This window comes from Citromicrobium sp. JLT1363 (assembly GCF_000186705.1).
Lineage (GTDB): Bacteria > Pseudomonadota > Alphaproteobacteria > Sphingomonadales > Sphingomonadaceae > Alteriqipengyuania.
This window is the reverse complement of the sequence record NZ_AEUE01000009.1, coordinates 41,581-56,636: the sequence shown is the minus strand read 5'-3', so window position 1 is coordinate 56,636 and position 15,056 is coordinate 41,581. Positions and strand designations below refer to the sequence as shown.

Sequence of the window (15,056 nt, the reverse complement as noted above, 5' to 3'; positions counted from 1 at the left end):
CGCATGTCTGACAGGCTAGGGCCGCAGGTCTATTCGATTGCGGCCCATCGCGGGTTCGCCGATGCGCTGGTGGCAGGGTTGCTGCCGCGCTATTCCGAGGATGGGCTGGGGCTGGCGCGGTTGACCCTGCTGCTGCCCAGCGGCCGCGCGATCCGCACGGTGAGCGAGGCGTTCGTTCGCCGGATGGGCGAGGACGGCGGCCGCCAGGGCCTGCTGCTGCCGCGCATGGTCACCATCGGCGATCTTTCGCTGGACGAGGCGCTTGGCCCGCTGCTCGATCCGCTTGGCGGCGGTGATGGCATTCCCCCTGCGGTCGATCCGACCTACCGCTGGCTGCGTCTCGCGGCGCTGCTGACGGAGGAAATGGGCGATCAGGCTCCGCAGGGTCCACCGCTGTTCCGGCAGGCGCGAATGATGGCGGAGACGATGGACCGCCTGCTGGTCGAGGAAATCGCGCCCGAGGACCTGATCGGCGAACGCGTGAAGGATGTCGTCGGTTCGGTCGCGCGGCATTGGGAAGACAGCTTGCGGCGCTTCGCCCGCGTGCAGGCGCGCTGGCTTGTCGAACTGGCGGCAATGGGCCGCGTCGATGCTGCGACCCGTCGCAACCTGCTCTTCGGGCAGGCAGCCAGGGCCTGGCGCGCCGATCCGCCGGCCACACCCATCGTCGCTGCCGGTGTGACCAGCGCGGCACCCGCCCTCGCACGCCTTCTGCGGGTCGTCAGCGAACTGCCACAGGGTGCCGTGATATTGCCGGACCTCGACCTGTCGCTGTCGGATGCGGCCTGGGCGGAGCTGGGCAGGGCAGGGCAGTCCGACGATGCCGGGGGGGAGCGGCTGGGCCGCGAGGATGCGCCGACCCACCCGCAATATCACCTCAAGCTGCTGCTCAACCGCATGGGGGTGAACCGCGGCGAAGTGCAGCAATGGCACCGGCGGGGTATCGGGGCGGCTCCGCCCGAGCGGACCCACGCGGTCAGCGCGCTGTTCCTCCCCCCGCAGGCGAGCAAGAGCTGGGTCGATCTGCCGTCGGAGAAGCGGCGGCTCGCGGGCGTTCGCCTGCTTGAAGTCGGCAACCCGGAGGAGGAGGCGCAGGCGGTCGCGCTGGCGGTGCGGCAGGCTCTGGAGCAGCCGGGCGAGCGGGTGGCGGTGGTGACGCCGGACCGGGGGCTGGCGCGCAGGATCGTACACCATCTGCGCCGCTGGGATATTCAGGCAGACGATTCCGCCGGTGCGCCGCTGGGCGAAACGCGCGCCGGGCGTGCGCTGCTGCTGCTGGCGAAGGTTATCGCGGATCGCGCCGCGCCGGTCTCCCTGATCGCGTTTCTGGGGCACCCCGCGATGGGGATTGCCGGTGCTCAGGACGAACGCAAGGCGCGCGCCGACTGGCTGGATGCCTTGCGCGCGTTCGAGGATCGGCTGCGCGGACCGCGCCCGGCGCCGGGCCTTGGCCCGCTGCGCCATTATGCCGCCAAGGCGAAGGTGCCCGATTGGTGGGAGGGCGTGGCGGACAAGCTCGAACCGCTGATGGGGCAGCACGGCGATGTGCCGCTGGCCGACTTGCTGACCGGCCTTGCACAAACCCTCGAGGATTTCTGCGGCGAGCATATCTGGGCGCGGGAAGACGGCCGCGCGCTGGGCAGCTTCGTGGATGAGCTGCGGCAGCAATCGATCGCGGCGGGCACCCTGCTCGATCCGCGCGACCTGCACGATGTACTGTCCGACGCGATGGAGCGGGTCGCGGTGCGCCCGGCCTATGGGGGGCATCCGCGCGTTGCGATCTACGGCTTGCTCGAAAGCCGGATGGCGCGCGCGGATCTGATTATCTGCGCCGGGCTCAACGAAGGAATCTGGCCGGGCCGCGCCTCGCCCGATCCGCTGCTCGCGCCGCCTGTTCTGCGCGCTCTGGGTGTGCCGGGTGCGGAGTTCCGCATCGGTCTTGCTGCGCATGATCTGGCCGGCGCGCTGGGTGCCCCCCAGGTGCTGCTGACCAGGGCGGAACGCGATGCGGACGGGCCTGCAATCCCTTCGCGGTTCTTCCTGCGGATCAAGGCCTTGCTGGGCGATCTTGCCAACCGGCACGAGGAGAAAGAGCTCCCCGGCCTGGTCCGCGCCTTGCGCGATGCGGAGCCTGCTGCGCTCTATCCGCAGCCACGGCCCATGCCCCCCGCCGCCGTACGCCGCGTTTCGATCAGCGCCACCGCGCTCGACCGGCTGCGGTCGGACCCGTACCAGTTCTATGCCCGCTCGATCCTCCATCTGGACGAGAAGGACCCGCTCGATGCGGAGCCTTCGCCCGCGTGGCAGGGCACGCTCGCGCACGCGATTCTGGAGGAGTGGCACAAGCACGGCGGCGCGCTCACCGATCTGGCCGCCAAGCACCTCGCCGAAATGGATGCCCATCCGCTGACCCGCGCCCTGTGGGAACCGCGCCTGATGGCCGCGCTCGAATGGATCGCCAACGAGGTCGAGGGGGACCCGGACCGGACCATCGTGGCGGTAGAGGAACAGGCGAAGCGCGATTACGGCGGGGTCGAGATCAAGGGGACGGCCGACCGGATAGACCGGCTGGCGGATGGCACCTACGCCATCGTGGATTACAAGACCGGCGGGCCGCCATCGAAGAAGATGGTGGCGGAAGGCTTCGCATTGCAGCTGGGCACGCTGGGGCTGCTGCTGGCGGACGGCGCGTACGCGGATCGCGGGATCGACGGCACGCCGACGCGCTTCGAATACTGGTCGCTGGGTCGCGATGCGAAGTCGGATACCGGCTTCGGCTATGTCACCACGCCGCTGAAGGTGGGTGCGGCGCGCACCGGGATAGAGCCGGACGATTTCCTCCCCGAAGCACGCCGCTTTCTGCACGATGCGCTCGATCGGTGGATCCTCGGGAATGAGCCTTTCACCGCGCGGCCCAACCCGGACCTGAAGCTCTATGCGACCTACGACCAGCTGATGCGGCTGGAGGAATGGCTGGGGAGAGAGGAATGAGCGGCAAGCTCTACGATCTTCTGCCCGAACAGGCGCTGGCAGCGGACCCTGCACGTTCGGTGTGGCTGTCCGCCAGCGCGGGCACCGGCAAGACGCAGGTGCTCTCCGCCCGCGTGCTGCGGCTCTTGCTGCAACCGGGGGTGGAGCCGGGATCGATCCTGTGCCTCACCTTCACCAAGGCCGGCGCGGCGGAAATGGCGACCCGCGTCAACGAAACGCTGGCGCGCTGGGTGCGCATGAAGCCGGACGCGCTGGCTGGCGACCTGAAGGCGATCGGCGCGAAGTTCGATCCCGAAACGCAGGCGCGGGCGCGCACGCTATTCACCAAGGTGCTCGATTGCCCGGGCGGCGGACTGCGGATCGATACGATCCATGCCTTTTCGCAATACCTGCTCGCCGCCTTCCCTGAGGAAGCCGGGCTGGAACCCGGCACCGTGGCAATGGACGACCGCACGCGCGAACTGCTCGCGCGCGAGGTGCTTACCGACCTCGTGAGCAATGCGGACGAGGATGATCGCAGCGCGCTGGCGATGCTCTCGCTAAGGCTGTCACCCGACGGCGCGAAGGCGTGGCTGATGGCCTGCGCCAGCGCGCGCGAGTTATGGGCGGAACCGGGCGGGTGGCGCAGCCCGATGCGCCCGCGGATCATGCAGCTCCTGGGCCTGCCGAGCGAATTTTCCGAGGCCGATCTGGCGGGCGAATGCGCGGACGACCGGTTCGATTGCGGCTCCCTGCGAGCCTGTCTTGCCACCTTGCAGGACTGGAACACCAAGAGCGGGCGCGAGGCGGCAGAGCCCATCTCCGCCTGGCTTGCCGCCGAACCGGAGCAGCGCCTTGCCACGCTGGCCTGCTTCAACGGCAGTCTGCTGGTTGCCGATGGCTCCAAGCCCAAGAACCTCACCAACCTCGCCAAGCGGCATCCCGCTTACGAGGGCAATGTCGCCGCGGTTCAGGCCAGCCTCGATGCGATCCGTGAGAAGCTGGCTCTGCTGGCATTGGCCGAATATCTCGCCCCCGCGCTCGAACTCGGGCGGCGTTTCGCGCTTATGTGGGACGAGGCGAAGCGGGTGCGCGGGCTGGTCGATTTCGACGATCAGATCGCCCGTGCGGCAAGCCTGCTCGCCAATTCGGAAATGTCGCAGTGGATCGGCTACAAGCTGGACCGCGCGTTCGACCATATCCTGGTGGACGAGGCGCAGGACACCAATGCCAGCCAGTGGGCGATCATCGACGCGCTGACGCAGGACTATTTCAATGGCCTCGGCGCAGCGGGAGACCGGCTGCGCACGATCTTCGTCGTGGGCGACTACAAGCAGGCGATCTTCGGCTTTCAGGGCACCGAGCCGCAGCTGTTCCTTGCCAAGCGCGCGGAATATGATTCGCGGATCAACGCCGCCATCGCCAATGCCGAAGCGCTGGCGATGGAAACGCGCGAAAGGCCGCTGGTGCCGCTCACGCCGCTCGAAAAGCTTGGGCTGGAGCGCAATTTCCGCAGTTCGCAGACCATTCTCGATTTCGTCGACCGCGCGGTGGCGCAGGTGGGCACCGAAGCGATGGGCATGGCGGGCGAGGCGGTGCACCATACGGGCGAAGAGCGGGCAGGGCGCGTTACCCTGTGGGCGCCGATCCGCGCGGACGAAGGCGACGATCCCGAAGCCGTGGAGGAAGAAGGCGCGGAAACCTGGCTGCCCGCGCCCGAGCGTCGCATGGCGGATCGCATCGCCACGCAGGTGAAGCAGTGGCTGGAAGACGGGCATCCGCTGACCAAGGGCGGCAATCGCCGCGCCACGGCGGGCGATATCATGATCCTGGTCAGGAAGCGCCGCGCCCTTGCCGGGCTGATCGTCGCGCGGCTTCATGCAGCTGGCGTGCCGGTGGCAGGCGTCGACAGATTGCGGCTCGGCTCTCCGCTGGCTGTAAAAGACCTGCTGGCCGCCCTGCGCTTCGCCGCGCAGCCGCGCGACGACCTAAGCCTCGCCAATCTGCTGGTGTCGCCTCTGGGCGGCTGGTCGCAGGATGATCTGCTCGACCACGGCCTGCGAGAGAAGAAGGTGACGTTGTGGGACCATATCCGCCGCAGCGACGCGCCGCAGTGCGTGGAGACCGCCGACCGGCTGCGCGCACTGCTCGCGCGGGTCGATAATGAGCCGCCCCAGGCGCTGCTGCAATGGCTGCTGACCGGCCCGTGGGATGGGCGGCGCAAGCTGGTTGCGCGGCTGGGACGCGAAGCGAATGATCCGATCGACGAGCTGGTCGGCGCAGCCTTCGCGTTCTGCGCCGAGCATACGCCCAGCCTGCAGGGCTTCCTCAACTGGTTCGATGCCTCCGACGAGGAGCTGAAGCGCGAAGCGGCGGGCAGCGGCAATGCGGTGCGCGTGCTCACCGCGCACGGCTCCAAGGGCTTGCAGGCGCCGATCGTGATCCTTGCCGATGCGACCGGCAATCCGGATCGCGGGCCGGCGCGGGCGGGGGAGCTGGCAACGGACGACGGACGTCCGGTGCCGCTGCCGAGCCTGCCGAAGGAGGCCAAGGCCGGGCCGGTGCTGGCGGCGGAAGAAGCCAAGGCGGCCCGCGAGCGCGAGGAGCACTGGCGGCTGATGTACGTCGCCATGACCCGTGCGGAGGAAGCGCTGTATATCGGCGGCGCCCTGCTGCCGAGCGACAAGGACGTGCCCGAGGCAAGCTGGTACGCGCAGGCCGCCGCGCTGTTCGAGGGCGAGCCGGTGCCGGACCCGATCTGGGGCGCGCGAAACGATATCGGCACGCTGGGCGAGGCGGGCGTGCCTGCCCCTGCGCAGGATCGCGTGGACGATATGCCCGGGCTGCCCGATTGGGCGATCAGGCCCCCCGGCGCCGAACCCACTCCACTGCGCCCGCTCGCGCCGTCCTCCGTCGGGGACGATCTCGCTCCCAATCCGCCGGGCCTGTCTGCGGGGAACGACGCGGCGCAGCGCGGTACGCTGGTCCACCGCCTGCTGGAACGGCTGCCCGATATTGCGGCCGGAGCGCGCGAGGCGCGGGCGCTCGATTGGCTTGGGACACACGCTGCAGACCTGCCCGAAGGCGCGCATGCGGAAATGGTCGCTCAGGTGCTCACCGTGCTCGACGATCCGCAGTTCGCGGACCTCTTCACGCCCGGCGCGCTGGCCGAGGTTTCGCTTGCCGCAACCGTCAACGGGCAGGTCGTGACGGGCAAGCTCGACCGGCTGTGCGTGAGCGAGCAAGAGGTTCTGGTGGTCGATTACAAGACCACGCGCCGCCCGCCGACCGACGCGGATGCCGTGCCCAAATCGACCTTGCAGCAGATGTCCGCCTATGCCCACGCGCTCGCCGCGATCTACCCGGGGCGGCGGATTTCTGCGGCGTTGCTCTATACGCATACCCCGCAGCTTATCGCTTTGCCGGAGGGATTGCTCGCGGCGCACAAGCCCGGCTTGGCAGATCAGCAGGAAGACTTCGCTGCGCCCGGCTTTGCGTAATGCCGCAGCGTCACTAGATACGGGGTCAACGAAAAGGAGACATGCCGCATGGCCACCAAAACCGTAACCGACGCCAGCTTCCAGTCCGACGTGATCGAGAGCGACAAGCCCGTTCTCGTCGATTTCTGGGCCGAATGGTGTGGCCCGTGCAAGATGGTCGCGCCCGCGCTGGAAGAAATCAGCGAGGAGATGGGCGACAAGGTCACCATCGCCAAGATGGACATCATGGAAAACACCGACACCCCCGGCAAGCTGGGCGTGCAGGGCATTCCCTACCTGGTGCTCTACAAGAATGGCGAACGCGCCGCCGAACTGACCGGCGCACGGCCCAAGAGCCAGCTGAAGGCATGGCTCGAAGGCGAGCTTTGATCGGCGCTCAGGCGGCGGGCTGATAGCCCGCTGCCGCCAGCCGCGCGATCAGCTGGTCGAACAGCTCGCGGTTCGCCGCGCCGATCATCCCGCGCCTGCCATCGTCCACCCGATAGGGCGTTCCGTCCAGCCGCAGGCAGGTGCCGCCTGCTTCGTTCAGGAACAGGTTGCCCGCTGCGTGATCCCACGGGAGCGTGCGCTCGTAGATGGCGACATCGTGCTCGCCCAGAACGGTGAGCGGATATTGCTCGCACGCAGCGCCTGGCGGCTGAACCAGCGTGTAATTGGGGGCGATCTCGGTTTCGAAGCGCTTGCGCTGCGCGGGCGCCATGAACTTCGTCATCGCCGCGAGATGCGGCGGGTTCGCGCCACTGGGCCGGGCGAGGACCTGTTCTCCATCGATCGTGGCGCCCTGGCCCAGATGCGCTGCGCACAGGCGATCCCGCTCCGGATCGTAGATCCAGCCTGCCTGCGCAAAACCATTCTCCGCCAAAGCCACCATGATTCCGAAATGGCCCTTGCCGCTGGCGAAGTTGCTGGTCCCGTCGATGGGGTCGATGATCCAGCAGGTGCCGGACAGGCGATCCATCACCGCAGGGTCGGCGTGCACCGACTCCTCACCCACGATGGCGGCTTCGGGATGCAGCTTGGCTAGCCCTTCGGCCAGCGCCACCTCCGCCTCCCGGTCGGCGATAGTGACGAGGTCGTCGTCCGCCTTCTCGATGATCTCGGTCGCTTCGAGCGCGCGGTGGCGCGGCATGATGATCCGTTCGGACACGTCGCGCATCAGCGCGAGCACTTCGCGGTCGAGTGCGCTCACGACCGGTAATCCGCGTTGATCGAGATATATCCGTGCGTCAGGTCGCAGGTCCACACCGTGGCCCGCCCTTCGCCGAGGCCCAGATCGACGGAGATATCGACTTCCTGGCCCTGCAGGTGCTTCGCCACAGGTGCCTCGTCGTAATCGGCAACGGGCTGCCCATCCCGCGCGGCCCAGTGGCCGCCGAAAGCGATGGAGAGCCTGTCGCGGTCGGCCGGTTCGCCCGCCTTGCCCACTGCCATGACGACGCGGCCCCAATTCGCATCGCCGCCCGCAATGGCCGTCTTCACCAGCGGCGAATTGGCGATGGAGAGGCCGATGATGCGCGCGCTCTCGTCATCGCTCGCGCCCGTGACTGTGACCGCGATGAATTTCTGCGCCCCTTCGCCGTCACGCACCACCAGATGCGCCAGCTCGCGGCACACATCGCGCAGCGCCGCCAAGAAGGCATCCGCGCCGGGATCCTCGAACGAGGTCAGCTGTGCATTGCCTGCCTTGCCGGTCGCAAAGGCCAGCACGGTGTCGCTGGTGGAGGTATCGGAATCGACGGTGATGCAGGAAAAGGTCTCGCGGTTCGCGTGGGAGAGGCACTCCTGCAGGAAAGCGGGCGAGATCGCCCCGTCGGTAAAGACGTAGCCCAGCATGGTCGCCATGTCGGGCGCGATCATGCCCGATCCCTTCACGATTCCGCCGATCTCGATCCGCGTGTCGCCGATCATGGCGGAGGCATGCGCGCCCTTGGTGAAGGTGTCGGTGGTGCCGATCGTGTGCGCGGCTTCCTCCCACGAGCAGGGTTGGGCGCCCAGCGCCGCTTCCACGCCCTCACGCGCCTTGTCCTTGGGCAGGGGCACGCCGATCACGCCGGTGGAAGAGACGAAGACCTCTTCCTTCGTGCAGCCGAGCTTGTCCGCGACCTGCGCCATGATCTGTTCCACGGCCTCCCGGCCGCGATAGCCGGTAAAGGCGTTGGAATTGCCCGCATTGACGATCAGCGCCCGCGCCCGGCCTGCCTTCACCTGTTCGCGGCCAAGCTCCACCTCGCTGGAAGGGCACGCGCTGCGGGTGAACACGCCTGCCACGGTCGTCCCTTCGGCCAGTTCGGCATAGGTGAGGTCGCAGCGATCCCAGGTCTTGTAGCGCGCGCGGGCCACGCGCAGCGTCACGCCCGCAATCGGCGGGATGTCGGGGAAGGGCCGGGCGAGGGGGGAGCGTTCAAGGTCCATGATGGCGGCGGTTAGGTTCGCGCGCGAAGCGAGGCAAGCCCGTTCGATTGCAGGTGACGGGCCCAGGCGCGCCCGTTTCTTCCTTGCGCTCGCGCTGCCGGACGCTATCCGGGCCATGATCGCCCATTCCGTCACGCGGGAGGAATGGCGGGACCAGCCAAGTGACGAGAGCCGAATGCGTATCGGTTGGTATACCCAGCGCCCCAATCCCAAGCACGCGAGCGCCCGTCTGCGGGTTCATGGCCCGATGGCGCTGTTGGAGGCGCGGGGCCATGAATGCGTATTCTACGATGGAGCGCGGGCACCCGACGGCCTCGACTGCATCGTCATCTCCAAGAGCTTTACCGGCACGGCGGAGCGGGTGCTGGATCGGGCCGAGGCGGCGGGCGTGCCCGTTCTCTACGACATGTGCGACAATCTGGTCGCCAAGGCCCGCGCAGAGGGCGACGATCGGGCGGAGCGGCGGGTGATAGCCGGCCTGCAGCGGGCGGCTCTGATGACTGCGCCGACGCCTGATTTGCTGGAGAAGCTGCGCGAACAGGTGCCCGGCGTGCCGGGGCAGGTCATTCCCGACCTGCTCGAAAACACGCAGTATCTCGCCGGCTTGCGCCTTTCCCTGCTTGAGCGATGGCGCTTGCGGCGCCTGCGAGGTTTCCTCTCCCGGCATTCCGGCGCGCTGCATTGCGTATGGTTCGGCAACAGTTCGGGCGCGCAGGCGGGCCTGGTCCATGTCCGCGAACGCATGCCCGAGCTTGAGGCGTTTGCGAAACATCATCCGATCACGCTGACGATCATCAGCAATACCTGGCTGGCCTACCGGCGCATGGCGCCGGAATTCGGGATTCCGACGCATTACGTCAGCTGGTCGCTTGCGGGCTTCCTGCCGTCGCTGCGCGCCCATCGGGTGGCGATCATCCCCGTGGGACGCAACAGCTTCACGCTGGGCAAATCGATCAATCGCCCCGCGACCGCGCTGCGGGCGGGGCTGGGCGTGGTCGCGGACGCGCTGCCCTCCTACCAGGAGTTGGGTGATTTCATCCCGATCGACGACTGGCAGGACGGCCTCGCGCGATATGCGTCGAACTGGCGCGAGGAACAGGATCGCCTGGCGAAGGGGCTCGCCTATATCGACACGCATTACGGCGACGCGCACGTCGCCGATCTGTGGGAGCAGGCTCTCCGCAAGACCTGCGGGTGCGGCTGATTACCGGGCCTGTTTTCCGGATCGGTGACGCGGCCCGGACGAGGGCAGGCGCCCCTCTATCTCCACCCGCTTGCGGCTGGACGTAGTGCCATGCACCTCTTATGTAGCGCTCCATGCTGCGGCTCCTGCTAACCTGCCTCGCTTTCCTCACCGGGCTGATCGCTATCGGTGCGCCGGCGAACGCGATGTTCGCGGAAAGCTCGGTCAGTCACTCGGCGGCCGAAATCTCCGATCCGGACCAGGGCGATGTGCGGTGCGAATGCGGTACGTCCATCCGTCTGCGTGACGGGCGGATTGCGTGCGACACGGTGTGCCTGCTGCACGATCTGCGGGTATTCGTGCCCACCGTCCAACTGGGCCCCGATCGCGCGCTGGAATAGCGCGACACCCGACATTCAAACGAAATCCATGCGACCGCCCGGCACCGCTGTGCCAGGGCGCGATCCGGCATAACCCGCTATTTCCAAGGCCAATCCTCCATGCTTCAATCCATGATGAAGTCGTTCTTTGGTTCCTCGAACGACCGTTACGTCAAATCGCTCGACAAGATCGTCCAGCAGATCAACGCGCTCGAGCCTGCGATGCAGGAGCTCAGCGACGAGGACCTGCAGGCGCAGACCCCCAAGCTGCGCGAGCGGCTGGCCGAGGGCGCCAAGCTCGACGATATCCTGCCCGAAGCCTTTGCCACGGTGCGCGAAGCCTCGGTGCGCGTGTTCGGCATGCGCCATTTCGATGTGCAGCTGATCGGCGGGATCGTACTCCACCGCGGCGAAATCGCGGAAATGCGCACGGGTGAGGGCAAGACGCTGGTCGCCACGCTGGCGACCTATCTCAACGCGCTCGAGGGCAAAGGCGTCCACGTCATCACCGTGAACGACTATCTGGCGAAGCGCGACGCCGAGTGGATGGGCCAGGTCTACCGCTGGCTCGGCCTGTCGGTGGGCGTGATCGTGCCCAACATCGGCGAGTTCGAACGTCGGGAAGCCTACGCCGCAGACATCACCTACGGCACGAACAACGAATTCGGCTTCGACTACCTGCGCGACAATATGAAGCACGAGCGCGGCCAGATGGTGCAGCGCGCCTTCAACCACGCGATCATCGACGAGGTCGACTCGATCCTGATCGACGAGGCCCGTACCCCGCTGATCATCTCCGGCCCGACCGAGGACAAGACCGACCTCTACGTCTCGATCGACGAGGTGGTGAAGAAGTTCGTGGCCGATCACAACGCGCTGCCCGACAGCAGCAGCGAAGGCGCGGGCTATTATGACACGGACGAGAAATCGCGCACCGTCTCGCTGACCGAGGACGGCGCGGAAGAGATCGAACAGCGGCTGGTGGCGAGCGGCCTGCTCGAAACCGACAATCTCTACGATGTCGAGAACACGCAGGTCGTCCACCACATGAACGAAGGCCTGCGCGCCAACCTCATGTTCAAGCTGGACGATCAGTACATCGTGAAAGACGGCAAGGTCGTCATCATCGACGAGTTCACCGGCCGCATGATGGAAGGGCGCCGCTGGTCCAACGGCCTGCACCAGGCAGTGGAAGCCAAGGAAGGCGTCAAGATCGAGCCCGAGAACCAGACGATGGCCTCGATCACGTTCCAGAACTACTTCCGCATGTATCCCAAGCTTTCCGGCATGACCGGCACGGCCGCCACCGAAGCGGCGGAGTTCTGGGACATCTACAAGATGAACGTGGTCGAAATCCCGACCAACGTCCCCGTCCAGCGGATCGACGAGGACGACGAATTCTACAAGAACACGATGGACAAGTTCCAGGCCATCGCGAAGGCGATCAAGGAAAAGAGCGAAATCGGCCAGCCGGTGCTGGTCGGCACGGTCAGCATCGAGAAGTCCGAACTGCTCAGCCAGTTCCTCGACAAGGAAGGCGTGAAGCACGAAGTGCTCAACGCGCGCCAGCACGAACGCGAGGCGCATATCGTCGCGCAGGCGGGCCGCCCGGGCGCGGTCACCATCGCCACCAACATGGCCGGCCGCGGGACCGACATCCAGCTGGGCGGCAACCTCGACTTCCTGATCGAAGACCAGGTCGGCGACATGCCCGAAGGGCCCGAGCGCGACAAACTGATCGAGAAGATCAAGGCGCAGGTGGCCGAGGACAAGGCCAAAGTGCTCGAAGCGGGCGGCCTGTTCGTCCTCGGCACCGAACGCCACGAAAGCCGCCGGATCGACAACCAGCTTCGCGGCCGTTCGGGCCGTCAGGGCGATCCCGGCCTCTCGCGCTTCTACCTGTGTCTGGAAGACGACCTCCTGCGCATCTTCGGGCCGGACACGCTGTTCGCCCGGATGATGAACTCCAACCTCAAGGATGGCGAGGCGATCGGTTCGAAGTGGCTCTCCAAGGCCATCGAGACCGCGCAGAAGAAGGTCGAGGCGCGCAACTACGACACCCGCAAGCAGGTCGTCGAATACGACGACGTGATGAACGACCAGCGCAAGGTCATCTACGAACAGCGCGCGGAAATCATGGATTCCGAAGCGGTGGCCGATGTCGTGGTCGATATGCGGCACGACACCATCGCCGCCGTCATCGCGGAAAGCTGCCCGCCCGGATCGTACCCGGAGCAGTGGGACGTGGCCGCCCTCAAGGAACGGGTTGAGGACGTCACCGGCCTCACCCCGCCGATCGACGAGTGGATGGAAGAAGACGCGATCGAGCCCGAGCTGTTCGAGGACCGTATCCGCGAGGAAGCCGACGCGGTGATGGAGCGCAAGATTGCCGCGGCAGAGCCCGATCTGTGGCGCCGGGTGGAAAAGTCGATCCTGCTCGAACGGCTGGACCACCACTGGAAGGAACACCTCGCCACGCTCGATGCGCTGCGCCAGGTGGTGTTCCTGCGCGCATATGCGCAGAAGACGCCGATCAACGAATACAAGCAGGAAGCCTTCGGCCTGTTCGAGAAGATGCTCGACACGCTGCGCGAGGATGTGACGCGCATCCTGCTGCGCAACGAACTGCGCATCGCGCCGCCGCAGCAGAAGCTGCCCGACCTGCCCGATTTCCTGACCGGCCATATCGACCCGTTGACCGGGCTGGACGATTCCAACGATGGCGACGGTTCGGAAGGCAAGGCGGCGATGTTCGGCTCGCTCGCCGGCAGCCCGCGCGCGAGCGCGGGGCCGGGCCGCAGCACCGGCGGGCAGGAGAACCCGTGGGCGGGTGAGGATATCAGCCGCAACGCCCCGTGTCCGTGCGGTTCGGGCAACAAGTACAAGCATTGCCACGGCGCAGCAGGCGGGCCTGCAGGAGCGGGCGGATCGGCTTCGCGGCCCTCCTCGCCGCCTTCTGCGTAACGGCGCTGCTCTACGCGTCGGTCGGCTTCGGCGGCGGATCGACGTATAGCGCGCTGCTGGCACTCTCGGGCATGGACTACCGGCTGCTGCCGGTGGTCTCCCTGCTGTGCAATCTGGTGGTGGTCAGCGGCGGCACGATCCGCTTTGCGCGGGCGCGCATCACTCCGTGGCGCGGTGCTCTGCTGCTGACCGGCATTGCTGCGCCCGCCGCACTGCTCGGCGGGCTGACCCCCATCGCAGAGCGCGCCTTCCTCATGCTGCTGGGCGCCAGCCTGTGCGTCGCGGGCGCGCTGCTGCTGCTCCCCCGACGCAAGGTGACTGACGGGCCTGGCGGAGGGGCGGGCGCCAGAGGAGGGCGCGCAATGCTGCTCGCCGCCGCGCCGCTCGGCTACCTTGCGGGGCTGGTGGGGATCGGCGGCGGCATCTTCCTCGCCCCGCTGCTGCATCTGGTACGCTGGGACGGCCCGCGCGCCATCGCTGCCACCGCGAGCCTGTTCATTCTCGTCAACTCGCTGTTCGGCCTCACCGGCCAGCTGGCCAAGAACGGCACCGGCCTTCTGGGCGAGGCGGCGGGCACGGGCCTGCCGCTGATGCTGGCGGTGGTGATCGGTGGCCAGATCGGCAGCCTGTTCGCGGTGCGCCTGTTCAAGCCGCAGCTGATCGCGTGGCTGACCGCCGCGCTGACGCTGTTCGTCGGCGTGAGGCTGCTGCTGGGGCTTTAGGCCCAGCGATCGCGCGGTTTCGAGCGCGTAGCCCGCGCGGGCCTGACACACCTGACACAGTGTACAAGGGCGGAAAAACTGCCCGCTTGTAAGGCCCTCTCTGCAACACCGCTCGATCCGGTCGGTGAGGGGGTGCGCATGCGCCATCGCTCCTGCGTTTAGCGCGCGGTGGCGGAGTAGGAAAATGGCGACGGTTGGTATGCAGTACTGGATACCCCGATCAGGTTATTTCGATGGTACGCGCTGTTGGAATGGCTTATTCATTTGTTCGACCAGATAGGAGAGGGCTCATGAAGAAGAACGTGGTTGTTGGCGCCATACTTGGATTGGCTCTGCTGCTCTTCCTCGGATGGTACTTCGCGTCGCCATCATGGGCCATGTCGCAACTTCAAACCGCGGCAACCGAGGGTGACACTGACCGCCTTGAACAGAGCATCGACTTTCCATCCGTCAGGGAATCGCTGAAGACGGAACTGCGTGCCGCCATGGCCGCAGAAATGGTGAAGCAGCAGGAAGACGCAGAAGATGGCTTTGCGGTTCTGGGGAGTGCCTTTGCGATGGCGATGGTCGATACGATGGTTGATGGATTCGTGAATCCTGAATCGATGGCCGCGATGATCGAGAAGGGGCAAATGGAGCGCGAAGCTTCGATCGAAGCCGGCGAACAGAGCCCCCGCGAAGGTCAGGAACGAGATGTCGAATGGAGTATCTCGCGCGAGGGAATCAGCCGATTTACGGCGACCCCCGTTGCCGGGGAAGACGAGCCTGTCCCTACCTTGATTTTTGAGCGCAATGGTATTGGCTGGAAGCTCTCGGCGATCGATCTGCCGGACGGCCCCCTAGTCCAAGAGTAGCCACCCGTATTGCAACGCCGCCGGTCGGGCTGACGATCATCGTCGGCGCGCGGCTTCGGTCAGCGATGTAG

Annotated in this window: 10 protein-coding genes; 8 read left to right on the top strand and 2 right to left on the bottom strand. The window is 66.8% G+C overall.

Annotated features, from left to right (window positions below; genetic code table 11):
* The first annotated feature begins 3 nt into the window (after positions 1 to 3).
* The 3 genes from ADAD_RS0114200 to trxA are packed head-to-tail and all read left to right on the top strand — an operon-like array spanning position 4 to position 6,839.
* Positions 4 to 2,991 carry a PD-(D/E)XK nuclease family protein gene (locus ADAD_RS0114200; RefSeq protein ID WP_010415119.1) on the top strand — a complete coding sequence of 996 codons (2,988 nt, stop codon included), beginning with the start codon at positions 4 to 6 and terminating at the stop codon, positions 2,989 to 2,991.
* Complete coding sequence (gene addA / locus ADAD_RS0114195; protein ID WP_010415118.1) at positions 2,988 to 6,470, top strand: double-strand break repair helicase AddA; 3,483 nt, start codon at positions 2,988 to 2,990, stop codon at positions 6,468 to 6,470. The genes ADAD_RS0114200 and addA overlap by 4 nt, the downstream gene beginning before the upstream one ends.
* A 48-nt stretch (positions 6,471 to 6,518) precedes the next feature.
* Positions 6,519 to 6,839 (top strand): thioredoxin, encoded by a 321-nt coding sequence (gene trxA / locus ADAD_RS0114190; protein ID WP_010415117.1) that lies wholly within the window; start codon positions 6,519 to 6,521, stop codon positions 6,837 to 6,839.
* 7 nt (positions 6,840 to 6,846) lie between these two features.
* Here the strand turns inward: trxA and ADAD_RS0114185 are convergent, their stop codons facing one another.
* Both ADAD_RS0114185 and argJ read right to left on the bottom strand, forming a co-directional pair.
* Complete coding sequence (locus ADAD_RS0114185) at positions 6,847 to 7,659, bottom strand: inositol monophosphatase family protein (protein WP_010415114.1); 813 nt, start codon at positions 7,657 to 7,659, stop codon at positions 6,847 to 6,849.
* On the bottom strand, positions 7,656 to 8,882 hold the full coding sequence (gene argJ / locus ADAD_RS0114180) for a bifunctional glutamate N-acetyltransferase/amino-acid acetyltransferase ArgJ (protein WP_010415112.1): 1,227 nt from the start codon (positions 8,880 to 8,882) through the stop codon (positions 7,656 to 7,658). Before argJ ends, ADAD_RS0114185 begins: the two co-directional genes overlap by 4 nt.
* Before the next feature lie 115 nt (positions 8,883 to 8,997).
* Here argJ and ADAD_RS16115 point away from each other — a divergent pair, with 115 nt between their 5' ends.
* The 5 genes from ADAD_RS16115 (at position 8,998) to ADAD_RS16455 (ending at position 14,985) form a co-directional block, all read left to right on the top strand.
* A complete protein-coding gene (locus ADAD_RS16115) occupies positions 8,998 to 10,086 on the top strand; it encodes a hypothetical protein (RefSeq protein WP_139020474.1) in 1,089 nt (362 codons plus the stop codon).
* A 113-nt stretch (positions 10,087 to 10,199) separates the two neighbouring features.
* Positions 10,200 to 10,466 carry a hypothetical protein gene (locus ADAD_RS0114170; protein ID WP_010415108.1) on the top strand — a complete coding sequence of 89 codons (267 nt, stop codon included), beginning with the start codon at positions 10,200 to 10,202 and terminating at the stop codon, positions 10,464 to 10,466.
* A gap of 99 nt (positions 10,467 to 10,565) precedes the next feature.
* The gene (gene secA, locus ADAD_RS0114165) at positions 10,566 to 13,409 is read left to right on the top strand and encodes a preprotein translocase subunit SecA (protein ID WP_010415106.1); all 2,844 of its coding nucleotides are present in this window, start codon (positions 10,566 to 10,568) and stop codon (positions 13,407 to 13,409) included.
* Positions 13,334 to 14,131, top strand: coding sequence for a sulfite exporter TauE/SafE family protein (locus ADAD_RS0114160; RefSeq protein WP_010415105.1), 798 nt, complete (start codon positions 13,334 to 13,336; stop codon positions 14,129 to 14,131). Before secA ends, ADAD_RS0114160 begins: the two co-directional genes overlap by 76 nt.
* A gap of 290 nt (positions 14,132 to 14,421) precedes the next feature.
* Positions 14,422 to 14,985 (top strand): DUF2939 domain-containing protein, encoded by a 564-nt coding sequence (locus tag ADAD_RS16455; protein WP_050803773.1) that lies wholly within the window; start codon positions 14,422 to 14,424, stop codon positions 14,983 to 14,985.
* Positions 14,986 to 15,056: the final 71 nt, after the last annotated feature.

Bases quoted from the DNA above. Each gene is read 5' to 3' on its own strand.
- ADAD_RS16115 (WP_139020474.1), top strand. From the start codon at position 8,998: ATGATCGCCCATTCCGTCACGCGGGAGGAATGGCGGGACCAGCCAAGT.
- ADAD_RS0114170 (WP_010415108.1), top strand. From the start codon at position 10,200: ATGCTGCGGCTCCTGCTAACCTGCCTCGCTTTCCTCACCGGGCTGATC.
- secA (WP_010415106.1), top strand. From the start codon at position 10,566: ATGCTTCAATCCATGATGAAGTCGTTCTTTGGTTCCTCGAACGACCGT.
- ADAD_RS16455 (WP_050803773.1), top strand. From the start codon at position 14,422: ATGAAGAAGAACGTGGTTGTTGGCGCCATACTTGGATTGGCTCTGCTG.
- ADAD_RS0114200 (WP_010415119.1), top strand. From the start codon at position 4: ATGTCTGACAGGCTAGGGCCGCAGGTCTATTCGATTGCGGCCCATCGC.
- argJ (WP_010415112.1), bottom strand. From the start codon at position 8,882: ATGGACCTTGAACGCTCCCCCCTCGCCCGGCCCTTCCCCGACATCCCG.
- addA (WP_010415118.1), top strand. From the start codon at position 2,988: ATGAGCGGCAAGCTCTACGATCTTCTGCCCGAACAGGCGCTGGCAGCG.
- trxA (WP_010415117.1), top strand. From the start codon at position 6,519: ATGGCCACCAAAACCGTAACCGACGCCAGCTTCCAGTCCGACGTGATC.